The sequence below is a fragment of the Actinomyces sp. 2119 genome (genome assembly GCF_003591215.1).
Lineage (GTDB): Bacteria > Actinomycetota > Actinomycetes > Actinomycetales > Actinomycetaceae > Actinomyces > Actinomyces lilanjuaniae.
In genome coordinates, this window is record NZ_QYRR01000011.1 from 41,542 (window position 1) to 62,118 (window position 20,577).

General features: G+C 71.1%; 12 protein-coding genes, 1 tRNA gene and 1 riboswitch. Of the genes, 9 read left to right on the forward strand and 4 right to left on the reverse strand.

Annotated features, from left to right (window positions below; genetic code table 11):
* Positions 1–134: 134 nt before the first annotated feature.
* The 3 genes from D4740_RS12115 to D4740_RS12125 form a co-directional block, all read right to left on the reverse strand.
* Positions 135–725, reverse strand: a complete 591-nt coding sequence (locus D4740_RS12115) for an NYN domain-containing protein (protein ID WP_119837133.1) — start codon at positions 723–725, stop codon at positions 135–137.
* 181 nt (positions 726–906) lie between these two features.
* Positions 907–1,749, reverse strand: a complete 843-nt coding sequence (locus tag D4740_RS12120) for a PspA/IM30 family protein (protein ID WP_119837134.1) — start codon at positions 1,747–1,749, stop codon at positions 907–909.
* A gap of 170 nt (positions 1,750–1,919) precedes the next feature.
* The gene (locus D4740_RS12125; RefSeq protein ID WP_220475047.1) at positions 1,920–4,049 is read right to left on the reverse strand and encodes a TPM domain-containing protein; all 2,130 of its coding nucleotides are present in this window, start codon (positions 4,047–4,049) and stop codon (positions 1,920–1,922) included.
* 116 nt (positions 4,050–4,165) lie between these two features.
* On the opposite strand from D4740_RS12125, the gene D4740_RS12130 reads away from it, so the two are divergent.
* Complete coding sequence (locus D4740_RS12130) at positions 4,166–5,131, forward strand: type 1 glutamine amidotransferase (RefSeq protein ID WP_119837136.1); 966 nt, start codon at positions 4,166–4,168, stop codon at positions 5,129–5,131.
* A gap of 147 nt (positions 5,132–5,278) precedes the next feature.
* Here D4740_RS12130 and D4740_RS12135 read toward each other — a convergent pair whose 3' ends face one another.
* Positions 5,279–6,955, reverse strand: coding sequence for a DNA repair helicase XPB (locus D4740_RS12135; RefSeq protein WP_119837137.1), 1,677 nt, complete (start codon positions 6,953–6,955; stop codon positions 5,279–5,281).
* Between the two features lie 123 nt (positions 6,956–7,078).
* Between D4740_RS12135 and D4740_RS12140 the strand changes: the two genes are divergently transcribed.
* The 8 genes from D4740_RS12140 to D4740_RS12175 all read left to right on the forward strand — a co-directional run bounded on the left by D4740_RS12140 (position 7,079) and on the right by D4740_RS12175 (position 20,546).
* Entirely contained in the window at positions 7,079–9,463 is a 2,385-nt protein-coding gene (locus D4740_RS12140; RefSeq protein WP_259390826.1) for a helicase-associated domain-containing protein, read from the forward strand.
* A gap of 63 nt (positions 9,464–9,526) precedes the next feature.
* On the forward strand, positions 9,527–10,573 hold the full coding sequence (locus D4740_RS12145) for a DUF3027 domain-containing protein (RefSeq protein WP_259390827.1): 1,047 nt from the start codon (positions 9,527–9,529) through the stop codon (positions 10,571–10,573).
* Between the two features lie 156 nt (positions 10,574–10,729).
* Entirely contained in the window at positions 10,730–12,208 is a 1,479-nt protein-coding gene (locus D4740_RS12150) for an NCS2 family permease (RefSeq protein WP_243106761.1), read from the forward strand.
* Positions 12,209–12,431: 223 nt separating this feature from the next.
* Positions 12,432–13,103 (forward strand): metal-dependent transcriptional regulator, encoded by a 672-nt coding sequence (locus D4740_RS12155; protein WP_119837138.1) that lies wholly within the window; start codon positions 12,432–12,434, stop codon positions 13,101–13,103.
* A 334-nt stretch (positions 13,104–13,437) separates the two neighbouring features.
* A riboswitch (cyclic di-AMP (ydaO/yuaA leader) is annotated at positions 13,438–13,619 on the forward strand.
* Positions 13,620–13,623: 4 nt separating this feature from the next.
* The gene (locus tag D4740_RS12160) at positions 13,624–14,487 is read left to right on the forward strand and encodes a C40 family peptidase (RefSeq protein ID WP_119837139.1); all 864 of its coding nucleotides are present in this window, start codon (positions 13,624–13,626) and stop codon (positions 14,485–14,487) included.
* A gap of 206 nt (positions 14,488–14,693) precedes the next feature.
* The gene (locus D4740_RS12165) at positions 14,694–15,626 is read left to right on the forward strand and encodes a universal stress protein (protein WP_119837140.1); all 933 of its coding nucleotides are present in this window, start codon (positions 14,694–14,696) and stop codon (positions 15,624–15,626) included.
* 144 nt (positions 15,627–15,770) lie between these two features.
* Positions 15,771–15,843, forward strand: a tRNA-Arg gene (locus D4740_RS12170).
* A gap of 227 nt (positions 15,844–16,070) precedes the next feature.
* Positions 16,071–20,546, forward strand: a complete 4,476-nt coding sequence (locus tag D4740_RS12175) for a DNA helicase (RefSeq protein WP_119837141.1) — start codon at positions 16,071–16,073, stop codon at positions 20,544–20,546.
* Positions 20,547–20,577: the final 31 nt, after the last annotated feature.

Genomic DNA, 20,577 nt, shown 5'->3' on the forward strand with positions numbered 1-20,577 from the left:
GAGCAACACCTTCCCCCTCGGTCCTGGGTGACTACTGAATGTTATCAGTGTGAGTGCTGCACCGGAGGGGGCTGCGAATGGGCCGGGGAGGCCGCCGAGCGGCTGGGGACGCCGCACGGCGGTGCCCGGCAGGGTCAGAGGAACTTCACGGGGTCGAAGTCGGCCAGGGGGATGATGCGTACCCGCGGCAGGGCGATGGTGAAGGCGTCCACGTCGCTCTCCAGGTCGTGGATAGTCAGGCCCCGGGCCTCCAGTGCCGCGAGGTGGGCGTTGAGGAACTCCCGGAAGCACAGGACCCCGACGCGGGCTCCGGCGTCCAGGAGCCTCTCGACCTGGGGGATGTAGTCGCCGTCGTGGGAGCCGAGGAGGACCTGGATGTCCTGGCCCGCCTCGACCTGTGCGGCCAGGGCGTCCAGGGTCCGCTGGATACCGATGTCGACGACCTTCTCCTCGGGCAGGCCCGATCCTGCCAGCGGTACCGGGCGGTAGTCCATGGCCAGCAGGGCCTGGATAAAGCCCATAGGCATGTGGCCTGAGGTGGCGTTAAGGAAGAACAGGGCGCGGGCGCCCTCCTCGCCCTCGGTGCTCGACAGGTGGTCGCAGTAGGCGAGCACACGGTCCCACCGAGGGCGCTCGTCCGGGTCGGGTCGACGTCCCAGGACACTCATTCCCAAGGTGGCGTCGAGGTTCTCCCCGTCGACGAAAAGATAGGTAGAGACGGTCATGGGGTCATGGTAGTGGTGCGTTCCAGGAATGCGGTGTCAACACGGTGTCAACGCAGCCGGTGCCCGCCCTCTGCCGCAGTGGTTCTGCCAGCCCGCTCCTACTTTGTCCCGGTTTGTGTCGTCGGCGCTGCAGCTGAGGTGGGTGCAGCCCCGCCAGGAGCTCAGCGTGGTCAGTAGGTGGTCAGTAGGAGGAGTCGTCCTCGCCCGGGCGGGTCTGCGCCTTGAGCTCCTGGAAGGCGGCGTCGAGCCGGGCCTCGTCACCCTCTGTGATCTGCGCGGGGGACGTAGTAGCGGAGGGGAGCGCCGTGCCCTGGCCGGTCTTGAGGGCGGCCAAGCGGGCCTCTGCCTCCATGCTGGTACCCGAGGCCTCCAGCTCGGCGAACTGGGACTCCAGAGAGGACCCGGCCAGCTCCGCCTGCCCTGCCGCCTGGGCCTCGACCCGGCGCACCTGGTCCTCGTAACGGGCCAGCTCGCTGGTGGGGTCCAGGACGTTGATCGACTGGATCGCCCCGTGGACCTTGACCTGGGCCTCGGCGGTCTTCTGCCGGGCGAGCAGCTGGTCCCGCCGGGACTGGAGCTCGCTGAGCCTCAGCTCCATCTGCTGCAGCCCGTTCTTGAGCTGGTCGACGACCTGGCGCTGCGAGGCGATGAGAGGCTCAGCCGCCTTGGCCTCGTTCTCGGCGTTGATCTGCTTAGTCAGGGCGACCTTGGCCAGGGAGTCCCACTTGTCGGCCCCGGCGGCGTCCCCTGCGGCGCGCAGCTGGTCCGCCTTGCGTGAGGCGGCCAGGGCCTTGCCGCCCCAGTCCCGGGCCTCGGCCAGGTCGGCCTCGTGGTCCTTCTCCGCCAGGCGCAAGTTGCCCACGGTCTGCGCGACGGCCTCACGTGCCTCGGCGATCGAGGTGGAGTAGTCGCGTACGAGCTGGTTGAGCATCTTCTCCGGGTCCTCGGCTCGGTCCAGGAGCGCATTGATGTTGGCACGGGTCAACTGGGCGACACGTCCCAGGATCGACTGCTTCTCAGCCATGGGTGCAAGTCCTTCTGTCGGTGCGCGGCGGCACAGGTCCGCAGCACGGTGGTGGGGCTGATGCTTCCAGGTCGTCGGTGCACCAGGTGGGTGGTACGGCGCCCTGATCGCTCAGGGCATGATGGTGGCGTGGTGGCGTCCAGCTGTGCGGGGTGCCGCGGGTAGACGGATCAGAAGCCGCCGCCCCGGCCACGGGAGCCGCTGCCCCCGCCGAAGCCTCCGCCGCGACCTCGAAAGCCTCCGCCCCCGCCGAAGCCTGCGCCGGGGCGGGGACCGGGTGCGCCCCACCCCCCGTACCTGCGGGGTCCTGAGCCTCCGCCGAACAGGATGCCGCCTAGGACCAGGGCGCCCAGGGCGTCAGCGCCAGGCCCGCCGAACGAGCCGCTGGGACCGCTGCCACCTCTCACGTCAGCCTCCGCCAGTGCCTGGGCCTGGGCGACAAGAGGCTCACCGGCGGCAACCTCGGCCAGGGCTGCCACCGGGTCTGCCTCCTGTACCGCTGAGGCGGCGCTGGCGTGCCTGGAGGCCTCGCTCAGGGCGGTGCGCGCCGAGGCACCCACCACGCCCCGGTGGGTGGTGATGTAGGCGGTCACTGCCTCCACCTGGGAGCCCAGCCGACTCAGGCGGGAGCCGACCGAGGCCCGTGCGCGTGAGATGTTCTCCTCCTGCTCCCGTGCCGACGCCAGGGCGGCGTCGATGGCGGCCTCTGCCCGTTCCAGGTGGTCGAGTGCCGCCAGCGGGTCTGCTGACGGGGTGGGCCCGCTGGCGGCCCGCCCCTCCTCGACCGCTGCCTGCGCGTCGTCCACCAGGGGGCGCAGGGTCGCCTCGGGTACCGCGTCGGCAAGCCGCTGCGCGTCCACCAGGTCAGAGGAGATTGAGGCGATAGCCGCCTCCAGGGCCTTGCCCGCTCCCTGGAGACGTTCCCGCGCTGTAGTCACCTGTGCTGCCAGGTCGCCCGCCTGGGCGATGGCCCCCTGGGCAATGCGCACCTGCTCGACGGCTGCCACATTCTGCCCCTGCTCGACGCTGCTACGGGCCTGCTCCAGGGCGGTGCGGCCAGCCGCCAGGAGCCTGCGGGCCTGCTCCGGAGCCTGGGAGACGCTGGAGAGGGAGGGCTGTGGGTAGGCGGCGTGCAGAGTCACCAGCAGGCTCTCGGCCACAGTGATGGACTGCTCGGTCTCGTCGGCCCTCTGCGTGGTCTCCGCGATAGAGGTCGGCAGGCTTGCCTCGATCCCCCGGCGCTGGCTGAAGGCCTCCGCCTGGACGCGGATCTCCTCCACCGCGGCCTCACAGCGCCCGAGGATCTCGGTGCTCATCTGGCGCTGCTGCGCCTCGGTCTCGGGGATCTCGTCGTCAAGGCGCTGGCGCAGCTCGAAGGACCGGGCCACGTGCTCACGCGCCCGGTCCAGGGCAGCGGTAAAGGCGTCTGTCGCGGACAGCCCGAACTGCGCCTGGGCGTAGGACAGCTCCTCGGCCGCAGAGCGTACGGTGTCGTCGGCGTCTACCAGGGCGCTGCCGGCCCGGACCCGCAGCTCCTCAAGCGACAGGGCGTCAGGCTGCCCCTCGCCCCTGGTCCCCGCGCTCGTGGCGCTCGCCGCGCCCGGGCTCCTGCGTCTCCTGCGCACGGCAGCCCAGGCTGCGGCGCCACCGCCCACCGCGAGTGCCCCCACGCCCAGGGACACGACGGCCGGGCTGACCGAGCCGGATGCACCCATGCTCTCCGGAATGGAGGCGACGGCGGCGTCGTAGCGCTGCTTGCTCAGGGCCTGTCGGAGTGCATCGTCGATACGGTCGAGCTGGGAGTCGGAGATCCGGGAGGTGGCTGCCGTCGTCTGGAAGCTGTAGGTGCGCGCTGACGGGTTGTCGCTGGGGATGTTGACGACCAGGACGGCTGCATCCTCGCCCAGCCCGGACTCCTCCAGGACTGCGCTGGCGAGGTCCGCCGCGCTCCTGCCGGAGTCGGAGACGGTCAGCACCCACAGCCCGACCCCGTAGTCGGAGGCCATGCGGGCGACCACGTCCTCGGCGGCTGAGCGGTCCAGGATCCCCAGCTCGTCGGTGACGTGGCTGGTCAGGATCGTTGGGGAGCCTGAGGCGTCGGAGGAGAGTGGGTAGCCCGTGTCGTAGGCGGGCAGCCCGGGCAGTGCAGGCAGTGCAGACAGCGCGGCTCGTGTACCCGCCAGGTCGGCTGCGGGGGCGGTCAGGGCGCTGGCGGGCACAGCCAGGCCCCCCGCCAGGAGGAGGCCGCAGGCGGTCAGCAGGGTGAGGGCTCGGGCGGGGGATGGAAGTGTGTGCGGCATCGGGGCCATGCTTGCTGCCACGCGGGTGCAGGGCAAGCCGTCTCACTCGGTTTCGCCCAAGGCGGCAGGCGCGGTCGGGCCGTGCCACCGGCAGGGTGGTGGCTAGCATGACCGGCATGCACGAGACGACGAGCACGCACCTCCTGGACACGGGAGGGTTCCAGCCCCGGCGTCCGGAGGGCTCCGGCTCCTCCCAGGTCCCGGGTGGCAGCGCAGCCTCCGTGGCTTCCCCGCACACGACCCCGCCTCCCTCGTCGGCCTGCCTGACGGTCACCGTGATCCAGCCCGAGGAGCGTGCCCCGCTGGGGCGGCTGGGGGAGTGGCTGCGCGCCGAGGGGGTCGGGCTGCGCACGGTCAGGCTGTGGCGCGGGCAGGAGGTGCCTGCTGTGGAGCAGGTCGACGACGCCCTGGTCGTCCTGGGCGGGGCCATGAGCGCCCACGACGACGACACCTGCCCGTGGCTTGCGGACCTGCGTCGCCTCCTGCGGCACGCTGTCCACGAGGGCCTGCCCACAGTGGCCGTCTGCCTGGGTGCCCAGGTGGCCGCCGAGGCCCTGGGAGGCCAGACGGCGGTGCCCTCCCCGCACGGCAGGGAGGGCGGTGTCGTGGACCTCCACCTGACCCGGGCGGCACGGGAGGACCCGCTGCTCGGCCCGGCTGCCGAGGCTGCCGCGCGCCAGGCTGCCGACCTGGGCCTGCCCGCGTGGCATGACAGGTGCCTGCCCGCCATCGTCTCTCACGACGACGCCGTCGTGAGGCTCCCCGACGACGCGGTCCTCCTGGCCTCCTCGGCTCAGTGCCCCCTCCAGGCGTGGCGGGTCGGAGGGCTCCTGGCTCTCCAGCACCACCCGGAGTCCTCGCCCCAGCGGGTCGGCTACTGGCAGGCGCGCAGCCTGCTGCGCAGCCAGGGCGTTGCGGGGGCGAGCACGATGGACCAGGATGACATGCCCCGGTGGGCGGTGGCTGCCGGGGAGCGCGCCCAGCGCCAGGCGCAGGAGGCGGATCCTGTCATCCGGGCCTTTGGCCGGGCGCTGGCCGTCTCCCTGGTGGGGCAGGCCCGGGGGAGTGCCCCCGGCCGGTGAGGTCAGGGGGAGCACGGAGGCAGCCGAGGGGTGGGAGCGGGGTCGTCGTGCGGTGCCGGGGGTCGTGCGGTGCGGCTCGCCACCACGGGCGGGTCCGCACCGGCGGGGGAACCTGTAGTCAGAAAGGCCGGAGGGGCCAGCAGGGGACTACAGGAGATCCTCGGCGTCCACGACCTCGTAGGCGTAGCCCTGCTCAGCCAGGAAGCGCTGCCGGTGGGCTGCGGTCTCCTGGTCCGCCGTGTCCCGGGTGACCACGGTGTAGAAGTGCGCCTGGCGCCCGTCCTCCTTGGGGCGCACGATCCGCCCCAGCCTCTGGGCCTCCTCCTGCCGCGAGCCGAAGGTTCCCGAGACCTGGACGGCCACGCTGGCGCCGGGCAGGTCGATGGAGAAGTTGGCCACCTTGGACACCACGAGCCGCTCCACCTCCCCGGCGCGGAAGGCGTTGTAGAGGCGCTGGCGCTGGCGCACCGTGGTGTCCCCGGTGACGAGGGGCGCCCCTAGGTGATCGGCCAGCTCGCGGAGCTGGTCCACGTACTGGCCGATCACCAGCGCCTGCTCCCCGGGGTGGCGGTCCAGCAGCCTCTCCACGACCTCTATCTTGGCCGGGGCGCAGGAGGCCAGGCGGTAACGGTCCCGTGGCTCGGCGGTGGCGTAGGCCATGCGCTCCCCGGCGGTGAGGGCCAGACGTACCTCGGTGCACACGGCCGGGGCGATCCAGCCCTGGGTCTCCAGGTCCTTCCACGGGGCGTCGTAGCGCTTGGGGCCAATGAGGCTGAACACCTCCTCCTCCCGCCCGTCCTCGCGGACCAGGGTGGCGGTCAGCCCGAGCCTGCGCCGGGCCTGGAGGTCCGCTGTCATGCGGAAGACCGGTGCGGGGAGCAGATGCACCTCGTCGTAGACGACCAGGCCCCAGTCATGGGAGTCCAGCAGGTTCAGGTGCGGGTAGACGCCCTTACGGCGGGTGGTCAGCACCTGGTAGGTCGCCACGGTCACCGGCCGGACCTGCTTGCGTGCCCCCGAGTACTCCCCGATCTCGTCCTCCTCCAGGGAGGTGAAGCGGACTAGCTCCTCCTTCCACTGGCGTGCTGAGACCGCGTTGGTCACCAGGACGAGGGCCGTCGTCGAGCTGCGGGCCATGGTCGCCGCCCCCACGAGCGTCTTGCCCGCTCCGCAGGGTAGGACCACCACGCCCGAGCCGCCTGCCCAGAAGGCCTCGACCGCCTCCTTCTGGTAGGGGCGCAGACGGAAGGCCCCCGGTACCCGGGCGTCCACCTCCTCCTGGCTGGACTCGCGCAGGCTGACGGGGTGGGCCTCGCCGTCTACGTAGCCTGCCAGGTCCTCGGCAGGCCAGCCCAGCCGGATGAGTACCTGCTTGAGGTGGCCCCGTTCCGAGGGGTGGACGACGACGTCCTCCTTCCCTAGGCGCTGACCCAGCATGCCCGCTGTGCGCCGGGAGCGCAGCACTTCCTCGAGCACGGGGACGTCCAGGGCGTGCAGGACCAGGCCGTGTGCCGGGTCCGTGAGCAGCTGGAGGCGCCCGTAGCGGCCCATGGTCTCCGCGAGCTCGCTGAGCAGGGAGTGGGGCACGGGAAAGCGTGAGTAGGTGACGAGCGCGTGTACCACCGTCTCGGCGTCCAGCCCGGCCGCGCGGGCGTTCCACAGTGCCAGGGGGGTGATCCGGTAGGTGTGCACGTGCTCAGGGGCGCGTTCGAGCTCGGCAAAGGGAGCGACGGCTTGACGGGCCTGCGGGGCGTCAGGGTGCGACGTCTCCAGCAGTACGGTCTTGTCGGACTGGACGATGAGGGGTCCCTCGGAGGCGGGCATGTACGGAAGTATCCCAGCACAGCCCCGGCTGTCCACCTGGCTGCCCGCGCGGCGGTACCGGGACGGGGGCGGGGCCGGTGCCGCTGGCTGTCTCGGCGTCCGCAGTGGCGTAAGCTGGGACAGGTGAGCCCCGACGCCTCCCACCAGGACCTCGCTGCCTACCTGGCTGCCCTGCCTGACCGCGAGGTGGCCTCGTTCCTGCGGGCGCGGCCGGACCTGGTCTCCCCGCCCTCGACCTCCTTCAGCGCGCTCGCGGCCCGCGCCGCCGCCCGCCCTAGCGTGGAGGCGGCCCTGACAGGTCTGGACGCGCCCACCCTGGCCCTGGCGGAGGCTGTCGTGGTACTGGCGGATCCGGGTGCCCGGGAGGTTGTCGGCGACCCTGGCCAGGCCCTGGGCCTGGGGTCCGATGAGGCTAGCAGTGCGCTGCGGCGCCTAGAGCGCCTGGGGCTCGTCGTCGGGGGCAGGCCGGTGACAGGCCTGGTTGAGGCAGTGGGTCCCACTCCCTTCGGGCTGGGACCCCCGGCTGCCACGCTTCCTGACGTCCTGCCGCCGCCCCTGGAGGTGCTTGACAGGTACGCGGCTGACGGCGGTGAGGTCCCCGTAGGTACGACGCTGCCGGGGCAGGCGCCCAGGGAGCCGGTGGGTGGTGAGGCGGCCGTGGTGCTGCCCCGGGACAGTGTCTCCCTCCTGGCGGCCCTGGCCTGGGGGCCTGCGTCGGGGGTCCTGGGCGCCGGGGGTGAGATCCCGGCGGCCGACCCCCTCCTGGTACGGGGGTGGCTGGAGCGTGGGCACGATCCCCGAGGGGGGACCCGGCTGGTCCTGCCCCGTGAAGTGGGGCTGGCCCTGCGCGGGGGGCGGCTGGCCCGTGAGGCGCCCCGCTCCCCGGACCTGGACGCCCTGACGGTGGTCGAGGCGGGTGCCGTCGCCTCGGAGTCCTCTTTTCGTGCGGAGGAGATGGTCCGCCTCGTCGGCCTGCTGCTGCGGCAGTGGCAGCGCGATCCGGCGCCGGTCCTGCGTAGCGGTGGGGTAGGGGTGCGTGCCCTAGGCCGTACCGCGCAGTCCCTGGAGCTGGACGCGGCGCAGGCCGCCACTGTTATTGAGGTTGCCGCCAGCGCGGACCTGCTGGGGCTGGACGAGACCGGAACGTCGTGGCTCCCCTCACGCGTGGCCTCCAGCTGGCAGGAGGACCCGGCTGCTGCGCGCTGGGCGCCGCTGGCCGCGGGCTGGGTGGACAGCGCGCGCACACCGTGGCTGGTGGGCACCCGGGACGGGGGCGGGGCGCCCAGGCCGGTCCTGGGCACTGACTTGGAGGCGGGCTGGGCGCGTCGGCTGCGTCGGCGGGTCCTGGGGGTCCTGCTCGACCTGCCGGAGGGGGCGGCGCCCTCTGCCGACCTGGTGCGTGCCGTCCTGGACTTCAGCCGGCCCCGGTGGGCGGTGTCGGCTGAGGCCGTGAGCGCGGTCCTGGCGGAGATGGAGATGCTGGGACTGACAGGGGCCGGCGCCTTGTCCCGCAGCGGGCGTGCCCTCGGGCGCTGGCTGGTGGCGGGGGACCGGTCCGCCCAGAAGGCTGCGGGGCTCCTGACCGTGCTGGAGGAGGCCCTGGCCCAGGACCTCCCCGACGCCGTGAGCACCCTTCTGCTCCAGTCGGACCTGACGGCGGTGGTCCCGGGGCGTCCGGAACCACGGTTGGCTCACCTCCTGGAGCTGGCCAGCCGGACGGAGTCGCGCGGCGGGGCGCTGACCGTGCGGTTCACCCCCGAGTCGGTACAGGGCGCCCTTGACGCCGGCGCCACTGCCCCGCAGCTGCTGTCCGCCCTGGAGGACTTCAGCCCTGTCCCGGTGCCCAGCGCCCTGGAGGCGATGGTCCGTGACGCTGCCCGCCACCACGGCGCGGTGCGGGTGCGCCCCGTGTCCAGCGTCCTGAGGGTGGCCGACCCCGCGGTGGCGGCGGGGCTAGTGAGCGACCCCCGGCTGGCAGACCTCGGTCTTGACGAGCTGGCTCCCGGGGTCCTGGCCTCCTCCTCCCCCTCCGCCCGCGTCCTTCGAGCCCTGCGCGAGGCAGGCGTGGCTCCCGCCCTGGAGGACGGCTCCGGACGCCTTGTCCTGACAGCGCTGGACGCTGAGCGGCCGACTGCGGCGGTGGACCCGGCTCGACCGGGTCGCGACTACTCCCAGCAGGCCGTACGGCGTCGGGGGCCGGGTGACAGGGACCTCGCCGCCGCGGTGGGCAGGCTCCGGGCGGGGCAGGAGGAGCAGCGCCGCAGAGCGCGTACCGGTGACGCATCGGCATCGGCCGCTGACCCGGGCCATGTCCTGGGCCTCCTGCGCGAGGCGCGGTCCTCGCGGGCGGTGCTGCGGCTGAGGCTGGCGGGCGCTGACGGCTCGGTGCAGGAGCGGCGGGCACGTGTAGTTGCGGTGGAGCCGGGGAGGGTGCGTCTGCGTGACCTCGACCGGGAGACCGAGCTGACGGCGGCCGTCCACCGGATCGTGTCGGTGGGGCAGGAGTGAGGGGGACAGGTACCTAGCGCGAGTGGCGGCCCGCGCCGTGCCGCTGCCTCTACACTGGACGGCGTGACCGAGACCGTACCTGACACGATTCCGCGCCCGGGGGCGCTTCCTGTGGCGTCAGTGCAGGCGCAGGCGGCCAGGGACAAGCCCCTGAGCTCTGCTGCGGCGGTTGACCTGGCCCGTCGCGCGCTGGCGGAGGTGGCTGCGGCCGATGCTGTGGGGGACCACGTCGCTGCCTCCTACGACGCCGAGCGTCTGGTCACCCACCTGTTTGACTGTGCCATGCCCGGGTACCGGGGCTGGCGCTGGGCGGTGACGCTCAGCCGTCCGCCGCGCAGCCGTACAGCGACGGTCTGTGAGGTGGGGCTGCTGCCCGGGGAGGAGGCGCTTCTCGCCCCGGCCTGGGTCCCGTGGGCTGACCGGCTCCGTCCCGAGGACCTCGCGGCTGCAGGTCGCGCGCCTGGGTCGACGGACAGTGATACCGACTGGTCGGCCGAGGGGGCGGGCTCTGGGGGAGGTGCCCTGGCGCTGGAGGCGCTGAGGCCAAGGAGCCGACGGGTCCGCGGCGTCGAGGGTGTGGCCCGTGCCGCCCTGCGATGGTACGGCCGTGCCCTGGGTGCCCCCGGCGCCTCTGGCTCCCGGGACGCGGGCGGGATGACGGCCTGCTCTGCCTACGGCTTCTTTGCGCCCCTGACAGGGGCACTACGAGCGGTGCTCGGGGAGGAGGCTGCTAGTGTGCCAGCGTCCTGGCAGCCGAGGTCCCGGAAGGCTGCCGATCCCGACGGTGAGGACGGTGAGGAGGTGCGCGACGGCGGTGAGGGCCGTCGTGCGGAGCATGCTGGTGGGGACCAGTCCCCACCTCCGGCAGGCCCGGCTGCGGTTGGTGACGTAGCCGAGAAGCCTGGGGAGTCTGAGGAGCCGGTGGAGCCCGCCGAGGAGGACCGCGCGGCCTCAGCCCGTGCCGCGGTGATGGACCTGGCTTCCGACCTAGCGGCTCCTGCGGCTCGCGGGGACGATGCGGGACAGGAGGCGCCGGGGCGGGACAGTGACGCCCCTCCTGCCGCACCCTGGACCCTGGAGGACCTGGAGGCAGTCCTGCCCAGGCACTGAGACCGCTCCCGGCCGCTGGGTCGTGCCGGGCAGGTCGCGGTGGGCAGGGGCGCAGGCACGGGGCAGGTGTCCTGGTCCACCGTGATTCCGGTGAGCACTTCGCGCACTCCCCGCGGCGTTCGTCCTAGGTGCGAGGACGTGGGAGAATCCGGCTACGTGAGCACGACACCATCCCTGAAGTCTTCGACGACACCGTCATCAGCCCTGCCCGTCCTGGACCGCTTCTTCCATGTCACCGATCGCGGGTCGACCCTGGCTCGGGAGGTCCGCGGCGGTATCGTGACCTTCTTCACGATGAGTTATATCCTGGTTCTCAACCCTCTTATCCTCTCCACGGAGCACGAGGGCGTCCCGCCCCTGGGCACCACCCAGCAGATCGCTGCCGGTACCGCGCTGGTGGCCGGGCTCATGTCAATCTGCATGGGGGTGGTTGCCAACTACCCGATGGCTCTGGCCGCTGGTCTGGGGATCAACGCGATGATTGCCTACACGCTGGTCGGTACGGACGGGATGACCTACGCCGACGCCATGGGCCTGGTGGTCATCGAGGGCGTCATCATCCTTGTCCTGGTCCTCACCGGCTTCCGCGAAGCGGTGTTCAGGGCGGTGCCCGCCCATGTCAAGACCGCCATCTCAGTGGGGATCGGCCTGTTTATCGCTCTGATCGGACTGGTGGACGCCAAGGTGGTGCGCCCCGGGGGCACCCCTTTGGAGCTGGGGCTGGGAGGCTCCCTCCAGGGGTGGCCGGTCCTGGTCTTCCTCCTGGGCCTCTTCCTCATGGCTGCCCTCCACGTGCGCAGGGTCAGGGGTGCCCTGCTAATCGGCATCATCTCCTCCACGGTCGCGGCCGCCCTCATTGAGGGCGTCCTCCACCTGGGGGCGTACAACGACGACCCGGACAGCGGCCCGGTCAACCTCACTGGCTGGTCGTTGTCGGTCCCCACCCTGTCAGGGTCCCCCGTGCAGGTGCCCAGTCTGGCCACGCTGGGCGAGTTCAGCCTGCTGGGCAGCCTGGAGAAGGTCGGGGTCGTCTCGGTGGTCCTGCTGGTCTTCTCCCTCATGCTTGCCGACTTCTTCGACACCATGGGCACGATGGTGGCTATCGGGGCCGAGGGTGGGCTCCTGGACGAGCAGGGCAACCCGCCCCGGACTCGCGAGATCCTCGTGGTGGACTCCCTGGCTGCTGTTGCCGGGGGTGTGGGTGGGGTCTCCTCCAACACCTCCTACGTGGAGTCGGCGGCGGGCGTGGGCGAAGGCGCGCGCACCGGCCTGGCGGCGGTCGTTACCGGCTGCATGTTCCTGCTGAGCATGTTCCTCGCCCCGGTGGTCTCCATGGTTCCCTACGAGGCGGCGACCCCGGCACTAGTCATCGTGGGGTTCCTCATGATGACGCAGGTGACTGACATCGACTGGCGGTCCGCCCAGACTGCGCTTCCCGCCTTTGTCACCATCATCATGATGCCCTTCTCCTACTCCATCACCAACGGTATCGGTGCGGGCTTCATCACCTACCTAGTGGTCCAGCTCGCCACAAGGCGGGCCAGGCAGGTCCATCCGCTCATGTGGGTGGCTTGCGCGCTCTTCATGATCTACTTCACCTTGGCTCCGATCAGATCGATACTGGGGCTGGACTAGCCGGGCTGGGGTCGGCTGAGGGCGGCGTCGGCTGCGCGCGCTGCCCGTCGGCCCGGCCCCGTGGGACAGGTGAGCCGGCAGAGCGGGCGCCTGCCTGATGGAACCGAGACTGCCAGTGCATATTCTGTGAGAGGACGCATGACCGACAGAGGCCCCTCCCCGGACCTCGACCGGGAGCCGTGCTGTTGTATTTCACCCCGTGCCAGGCAGGAGGACCAGGCTCATGAGCGATCTCATCGACACCACCGAGATGTACCTCAAGACCGTCTACGAGCTGGAGGAGGATGGCGTTCCTCCGCTGCGGGCGCGCATCGTGGAGCGGCTGGGCCACTCGGGGCCGACCGTGTCCCAGACGGTTGCCCGGATGGAGCGTGACGGCCTGATTAAAGTTGCCCAGGACCGGTCCCTGGAGCTGACCGACGAGGGGCGCCGACGAGCCACGGAAGTTATGCGAAAGCACCGCCTTGCTGAAAGACTGCTTCTGGACGTGGTGGGACTGGACCGCAGGCTCGTCCACGAGGAGGCCTGCCGGTGGGAGCACGTCATGAGCGAGCAGGTCGAGGAGCGCCTGGCCCAGATCCTCGGCGAGGTGAGAACTGATCCCTTCGGCAACCACGTCCCTCCGAGCGGGGTCGGCCACCCCGCCCCCGCGCAGGACGAGATCGGCGCGCACCGTGCCGCAGGCAGCGAGACGGTGTCTGCCGTCATACGTCGTGTCGGAGAGCCTATCCAGGCCGACGGCGAGCTCATGGCCCTCGTGGAGGACGCGGCCCTCGTCGTGGGGGCGCGGGTGGGGCTGCGCCGCACGGCAGGTGGGGTGCGTATCACCGGGCCGACAGGTGATCCTGTCGTCCTGCCTGACGACGTCGCCCGTCACCTGTTCCTGGAGCGCTGAGCGCCACCGAGGACTACCGACGGTACTGAAGCCTCAGGCTGTCCCGTTACCTGTTGCACGACGCCTGCGGTCGGCTGTCCGGAGCCGGCCGCAGGTGCGGTCTTTCTCACCCTGCTTCGGTCTGAGCCGTCTTTCTGCGGAGGCTACGGCGGCGAAAAGGGCGTTACTGCCCGAAAAGCCCCAGAGAAAGGAGTTTCGGTGGTCGACACGTGCTTGGGTTCACACCAATGTGTGTGACCCTCCCGTGACGGCGTGGCTCTAAGTCATGTAGCGTTCTCGACGTCGCCGGGACGACCCCCTGACAAGGTCCCCTGGTGACACCTCGGAACGAGGCTTAGTCCTGCCGCTCGGTCCGAGGTCAGTGAAGCAACAACGTGGCAGGAACGGGGGAACCAATCATGGTTGTCCGGGCGGCGCCCGGTCGGCCTTGGGGTGAAGCCCGCAGGAGGCCCTGCGGGCCGGGCGTCTCCAGTCCGAACCCGACAGCTCACCTCGTCGGCTATCCAGGAGAAAGCACTACATGTCCTCACGAACCACAGCACGTCATCGCAAGGCCACCCGCGCCCTGACCCCGCTGGACGACTTTGCTCCCACTGCTCGTCGCGGCCTTGCTGTCGCAGCCACCTCCGGACTCGCGCTGACCATGATCGCCTCTGGCGCCACCGCTGCTGGCACCGCTACCGAGGTCGGCTCCTCTGCGGGCTCCCTTGAGGCCTCCGGTGTCGGCGCTCTGGCTGCCTCTGCGCGCGAGGCCGTCGCCACCAACGCCGCCGTCACTGTCGCGGACAACGTGCAGTGGGCCACGGACGCCACGACCCAGGTGCAGGCTGTTGCTCCCGTCGTGGAGGAGCCCGAGCCTGAGGTCGTCGAGGCCACGCAGGCCACCGACGCCGTCGCCACTGAGGCCGAGGCCGTTACCGAGCCGCAGGAGGAGGTCGTTACCGAGGAGGCGGTCGCTACCCAGGAGCAGGTCGAGGAGACCACTGCCGAGAGCGTCTCCGCTCCCGCGACTGAGACCACCACCACGACCACGGACGTCGCTCCGAGCGCTGCCTCCACCTCCTCGGTCGTCGCTATCGCGATGCAGTACGTGGGCACCCCCTACGTGTGGGGTGGCTCCAGCCCCTCCGGCTTCGACTGCTCTGGCTTCACCTCCTACGTCTACTCCCAGGTGGGGATCTCCCTGCCCCGCACCTCTGGTGCTCAGGGGGCCTCGGGTTACGCGGTCTCTGCCGCGGAGGCCCAGCCTGGTGACCTGCTCTACTGGCCCGGCCACGTCGCTATCTACGCTGGTGACGGCATGCTGATTGAGGCTGCCAACCCAGGGACCGGTGTGGTCTACCGCCAGATCTGGGGCTCTCCCACCTACATTCGCCTGGGCTGACTCCCAGCACATTGTTCACTGCCTTTCGGGGGCGGGCACCGCAAAGACCGGTGCTCGCCCCCGAGCGGTGTCTCCGATCTCCCCGGGAGACTGGTGCGTTCTCCTTCAGGAAACGATCCGTGTCGGCGCGTGTGCTGACCACCACAGGTTGTTTCAGGGCAAAATGGCTGAGGACGCAGACCTGCCCGGAGGAAGGGAACGGACCCATGGCTGGAGACAGTGTTGTTCTTGTCGGAGTTGACGGCTCGCCGCAGTCGTTGACCGCCGTGGACTGGGCGGTGGCGAGGGCATCACGCCAGGGGTGGCGAGTTCACGTCCTGTGTGCCTACTCCCTGCCGTCCTTTACGACAGCGTCGCTTGACGGCGGTTATGCCGCGCTTGACGACTCGGCTATCCGCTCCGGCGCCCAGGCGGTAGTTGACGAGGCCATCGCGAGGGCGCAGGGAACAGGGGTGACGGTGACCTCTTCCCTGGAGACTGGTGACCCGGCAGGAGTCCTGGTCGACCTCTCCGACGAGGCTACGCTGTCGGTGGTAGGAACCCGTGGGGGCGGAGGATTCGCGGACCGGCTCCTGGGGACCGTCTCCTCGGCGCTGCCGGCTCACGGGCACTGCCCGACCGTGGTCGTGCCCCAGCGCACCCAGGGGGCTGACTACACTCCCGTGCGGCGGATCGTCGTCGGAGTTGACGGCTCGTCCTCGGCGCGCAAGGCCTTGCACTGGGCGGTAGCTGAGGCCGAGGCGTGGGGAGCGGAGCTGACGGCGATTGCTGCCGTCCCTATGGCGTCTGGCGCTGGCGCGCTGGCCTGGCTGCCTGCAGCCGTTGACCGGGAGCAGGTCCTCGCCGATGTCCGTTCCGGGCTGGACCGAGCGGTTGCTGAGGCGCTGGAAGGGAGCTCCGAGGTGGTTGTGCGCCGACACGCGCTGGACGGCAACCCGGCTGAGCTCATGGCGGAGTTCTCCACTGCTGTGGACCTGGTCGTGGTGGGGTCGCGAGGGCGCGGCGGCTTCTCCGGCCTGCTTCTGGGCTCGACGAGCCAGGCCGTGCTGTCGCACGCCTCCTGCCCTGTGATGGTGGTTCCCTCGCGCAGCAGGGACGAGATCCCGTCGCGGACCTCGACGCCGTGGGGACGAGCCTGAGCCGGTCGTGTCCCGGGACTGCCCAGAGCTCCTGCTGGGGCTCCTGCCGGGCGGAGCCCCGGCCGTTCCTGGGACGCCGCCGTGGCAGCGGCTCACACTTGTCGGCTGCGTACTAGGCCTGGCTCCTGGTAGGCTAGCGCGCACGCCCTCGTAGCTCAGGGGATAGAGCACCGCTCTCCTAAAGCGGGTGTCGCGCGTTCGAATCGCGCCGAGGGCACGGAGACTGCGCGGAGTGGCTCTGCACGTCGGTCTGGAAAGACCGTTGGGTGCCATACCGTTTCGGGCTGCCTCGGACCCGCCCGGCGGCAGGGGCTCCGCTGGGTCAGGGGGTCTCACGCCCTCCTGTGCCGGTGTCATGGATGGGGCGGCTGTGCAGGAAGACAGCCGCCCCCGCGCCGACGAGTCTCCACGATCTCGCTGCGGTGGCCCGTTATCTTGGGCGCTATGACACCTTCGTTGTTCTCCTTCGGCCGCAAGCGGCGTAAAGCCGCCTCCTGGGCGAAAGAACGCGAGGCTGCGGGGGCGCCGCACCGGTGGGCACCCCCGCCTGCTCCCTCCGCGCCCCCGGTGGCGGAGCCGGACGTTCCCGACGCCCTGCCCGAGCTGGCCCGCCCGGTTCCCGAGCCCCCACTCACGGAGAAGGACGGGCAGCGGCGCGAGCGTATCGAGGCGGCTCTCGAGGCCTGGCGCAGCGAGCTGGTGGATCTTGGGGGTGTGGCCAGCCTGGATGACATCGCTGTTGTCGACGGTGTCGTTGACCTCACGGCAGCGCACCCCTCGGGGCTGGCCCAGCTCTACGCCGGACGCACCACCCAGCTGTCCAGCCTGATCCGCGAGCGTGCTGCCCTAGGAGACGCCCGCCAGTCGCTGCGCGAGGTTGCCTCCCGGACGGAGCTCCTGGCCCGGAGGTTCGGGGTGGCGCCGGTCTACCTGGCCATCGGCGTCGCGACGTGGAACGAGACTGTCTCGGCCTCGGGCACCCCGGACAATGACGGCGGGCCCGCTGGTGCCAGCGGCTCTCTCGCGCAGGGCGGCGGCCCGAATGCTGACGAGAGGGCAGCGGCGGCCGGGGCTGGCCATGGGATCGAGGAGGACCGTACCGTCCAGATCCCGCAGGTAGCGCGTATCGCCGCGGAGCAGGCGGCGCAGGCCGCGATGGCGGCCGCTGGCTTCATGTTCCCCGAGGAGTCGGACGGTCCCCGGGTCCGTACGGTCAACGCCCCGGTGCTCCTGCGCCCGGTGCGCCTGGCCAGCGCCACCGCGGACGCCACGCTGGCCCTGGAGCCGAGTATCGAGGTCAACCCGGTCCTTATCAGGGCGCTGCGCCGCTACCACTGTGCCACCGACGTGGAGGCGATCGCCCAGGCCGCCCTGTCGGAGGAGGGCTTCACCCCCCGCTCAGCCCTGGCACGCATCGGTGCCGTGGGACGCCAGTACCTTCCTGGCTTCGAGTTCCACGAGCGGCTTGTCGTGGGTGCCTTCGTCCACCCGGGACAGGCCCTGGTAGAGGACTTCGACGCTGTCGTCGAGCGCTCGCGGACCTCGGCCCTGGTCGCGGCACTCGCGGGTGACGAGGGTGCCCGCACCGCTTTGGAGGTTGACCTTCCTGATCTCGACCTGACAGACCGTGCCCCTGAGGCGGAGCGCGGCGTGGGAGACCTTGACCCGGCGCAGCTGGCGGTCGTCGAGGCTGTGGGTACAGGGGCGAACCTTCTTGTCGAGGCCCCGCCGGGCTCTGACGTCCCGGGCACCCTGGCAGCCGTGTTTGCCGATGCCGCTGCGATGGGGCGCACGGTTGTCCACGTCCCTGCGACCGGTGCTGACGGCCACGCGGTAGCGGCTGCGATGCGTGAGGCCGGGGCCGGGTCTATGGTCATCGACCTCACGGAGGACCCGGCCTGGCGCCAGCACGCCTGCGAGGCGATCCGGGAGGCGCTGGGGGTCCAGCCTCCCGCGCTGGATGTGGGTGGCATCATTGAGATGCGCGAGCACCTCCAGCAGGTGCGCTCCCGGCTGGACCGCTATGTCGGGGCGCTTCACCGCTCGCGCCAGCCCTGGGGGGTCTCCGCCTTCGAGGCACTGCAGACGCTGGCAGAGCTGACAGGCCGTCGCTCCTCCCGGGCCACCACCCGGGTGCGTGTCAGTCCCGACCTCCTGGAGCGCCTGGACGAGGAGGGGCTGGAGCGCGCGCGAGGCCTTCTTCACCGCGGTCACGCGTTGGGTGTCTTCACCCCCGAGGTAGCCACCAGTGCCTGGAACGGGATTGCCGTCAGCGACATGGACGAGGCCACTGACGCGCTGGTCCACCTGCGCGCCCTGGGAGAGCTGCTGCCGGGCGTGCAGCGTCATGTTGAGCAGACAGCGCAGTCAACCGGTCTGGCCCGGGCGGGGACCCTGTCGGAGTGGATGGACCAGCTCGGAGTCCTGGACGGCGTGCGCGAGTCTCTCGACGTCTTTGTGCCGGAGGTCTTTGAGCGTTCTGCCGCGGACATGGTGGCGGCGACGGCGACACGCCGGTGGCGGGAGGAGCATCACGTCACCATGGACGGCGCCCGACGCCGTCGCTTTACCAGGCAGGCCAAGGACCTTGTCAGGCCGGGGAGGGTCGTCAACGACCTCCACGGTGAGCTGGTCAAGGTCCAGCGCTGTCGGGAGGCCTGGCGTCGCTACGACCCTGACGGTGGCTGGCCGCGCCTGCCCCACGGCCTGGACGAGATGACCCGCGCAGCAGCCAGGGCTCATCGTGCCGTGGAGGAGGTCCAGCCGATCCTGGCGCGTACCCAGGACACCTCAGTCCTGGTCGACTACCCCCTGGACGAGCTTGTCGACTACGTCAACGCCCTGGCTGCCGACGACCTGACGGCGCAGAGACTTCCCGAGGTCAACCGCATCCGGGCTGAGCTGGAGAAGCTGGGCCTGGGACCCTTCGTCGAGGATCTGGCGCAGCGCGGGGTCGAGGAGGACCGGCTGGACAGCGAGCTGACCTACTGCTGGTGGGCCTCTGTTCTGGCCTATATCCTGCGTGAGGACCCCGACATAGGTGGACTGGACGCTCGGGCGCTGGCAGAGCTGTCCTCCCGGCTGCGTGACCTGGATGCCGCGCAGTCGCAGTCCCTGCCCGGGCCGGTGGCCCAGGCCTACGCACGGCGGGTGCGGGCTGCGGTAGAGGCGGACAAAGATGACGCCCGGGCGCTCTACATCGCGCTCGCCCGCGACGACGGCGTGCCCCTGCGTGAGATCCTGGCGGCTCACCCGGTAGCCCTGTTGGCCAAGCCGGTGTGGATCATCCCGCCGACGCTGGTGCCGCAGGTCCTGGACCCGATGGCTGTGGTGGACCTGGTGGTCATGGACGCGAGCGGGCACCTTCCGGTGTCCCAGGTCCTGCCCACCTTTGTGCGTGCTGAGCAGGTCCTGGTCGTCGGGGACCCGCGCCGCTCCTCCAGCGGTATGGCTGGCGAGCTCGGCCCTCTGCTCCCCTCAGTGACCCTACCCACATTCCGTAACACCCTGGACGCCGGGATCGCCGCCTTCCTGTCCTCCCACGGCTACCAGGGTGCGGTGGACGCGATCCCCTCCCCACCGGGGGAGGGGACCCTCAGCCTTGACCTCGTGGACGGCAGGGGCATGCCCGCTCCCGGGCAGACCGCGGTGGAGACGGTGTCGGCGGAGGTGGACCGCGTCGTCGACCTGGTGATCGACCGGGCTCTGACTCGCCCTGAGGAGTCCCTGGGCGTCGTCGCTCTCAACACCCTGCACGCTGACGCGGTGCGCTCAGCGGTGGCCCAGGCGGTGGCGGGTTCCCCGGCCCTGGAGCGCTTCTTCTCCCCCGGTGCTGACGAGCCCTTTGTCGTGGTGGACCTCTCCGGGGCTCGTGCCCTGCGCCGTGACCACGTTATCGTGACCGTCGGCTACGCCAAGACCCCTCACGGCCGCACTATCCACAGCTTTGGGGCGATCTCCGACCACGACGGGATGGTTGGCCTGGTAGAGGCTCTGTGCGCCTCGCGGGGGCGTACTCAGGTCGTCTCGTGCCTAGCGGCCGACGATATCGATCCTGAGCGTCTGCGGTCCGCAGGAGCGCAGCTGCTGCGTGAGGTGCTGGCACGCGCTGAGGCAGCGGCGGTCCCCGGCGGTTCTGCCGGCAGGGTTCCGGACCGCCTCCTGGTGGACCTGGCAGAGCACCTGTGGCGCAAGGGGCTGTCCGTGGTCCCCCGCTACGGGGTGGAGGGGGGCGTGCGTATCCCCCTGGCGATCGGTCACCCGGACTACCCCGACGAGCTCCTGGTCGCGGTACTCACCGACGACACCGACTACGTGGCCGAGCCGAGCCTGCGCCGCCGTGACCGGCACCGGGTGGAACGGCTGGAGCAGCGGGGCTGGCGCGTCCACATTGCCTACTCGGTCGGGGTCTTTGTGGACCCGGAGGCAGAGGCGGACCGGGTCGAGGAGCTGGTACTGGCCGAGCTGGTGGCACGCCAGGAGGCTCGGGCAGTGCCTGCGGGGGAGACCCTGCCCGACCATCTTGACGACGTGGAGCCGACCCTGCCTGCAGCCTCGGGCTCTGCCGGTGCGGCCTCCCGGGGCTCTCTGCCTGGCGCGCCTGTCCCGGCGACCCCGGAGGCGCCCGTGGCTGCGGGTCGCGCCCCGGGCGCGACGCCTCCGGCTCCTGCGCCGGAGCCTAGCGACCCCACAGCGGTGCCGTGGGACAACCGCGTTCAGCGTCCGCCTATCGCCCAGGGACTGCCGCTGCAGGCCTACTCTGACGACCAGCTGGACGACCTGGTGGCCTGGATCCGCTCCGACGGCGTGACTCGCGGGGAGGAGGAGGAGATCGAGGAGCTTAGGGCCGCCCTGGCACTGCGTCGGCGCGGTTCCGGTATCGATGCTGTCCTGACCAACGCGGTGCGGCGGGCGCGGTGAGTGCCCCCTCAGGCAGTCCTCGGAGGCACCG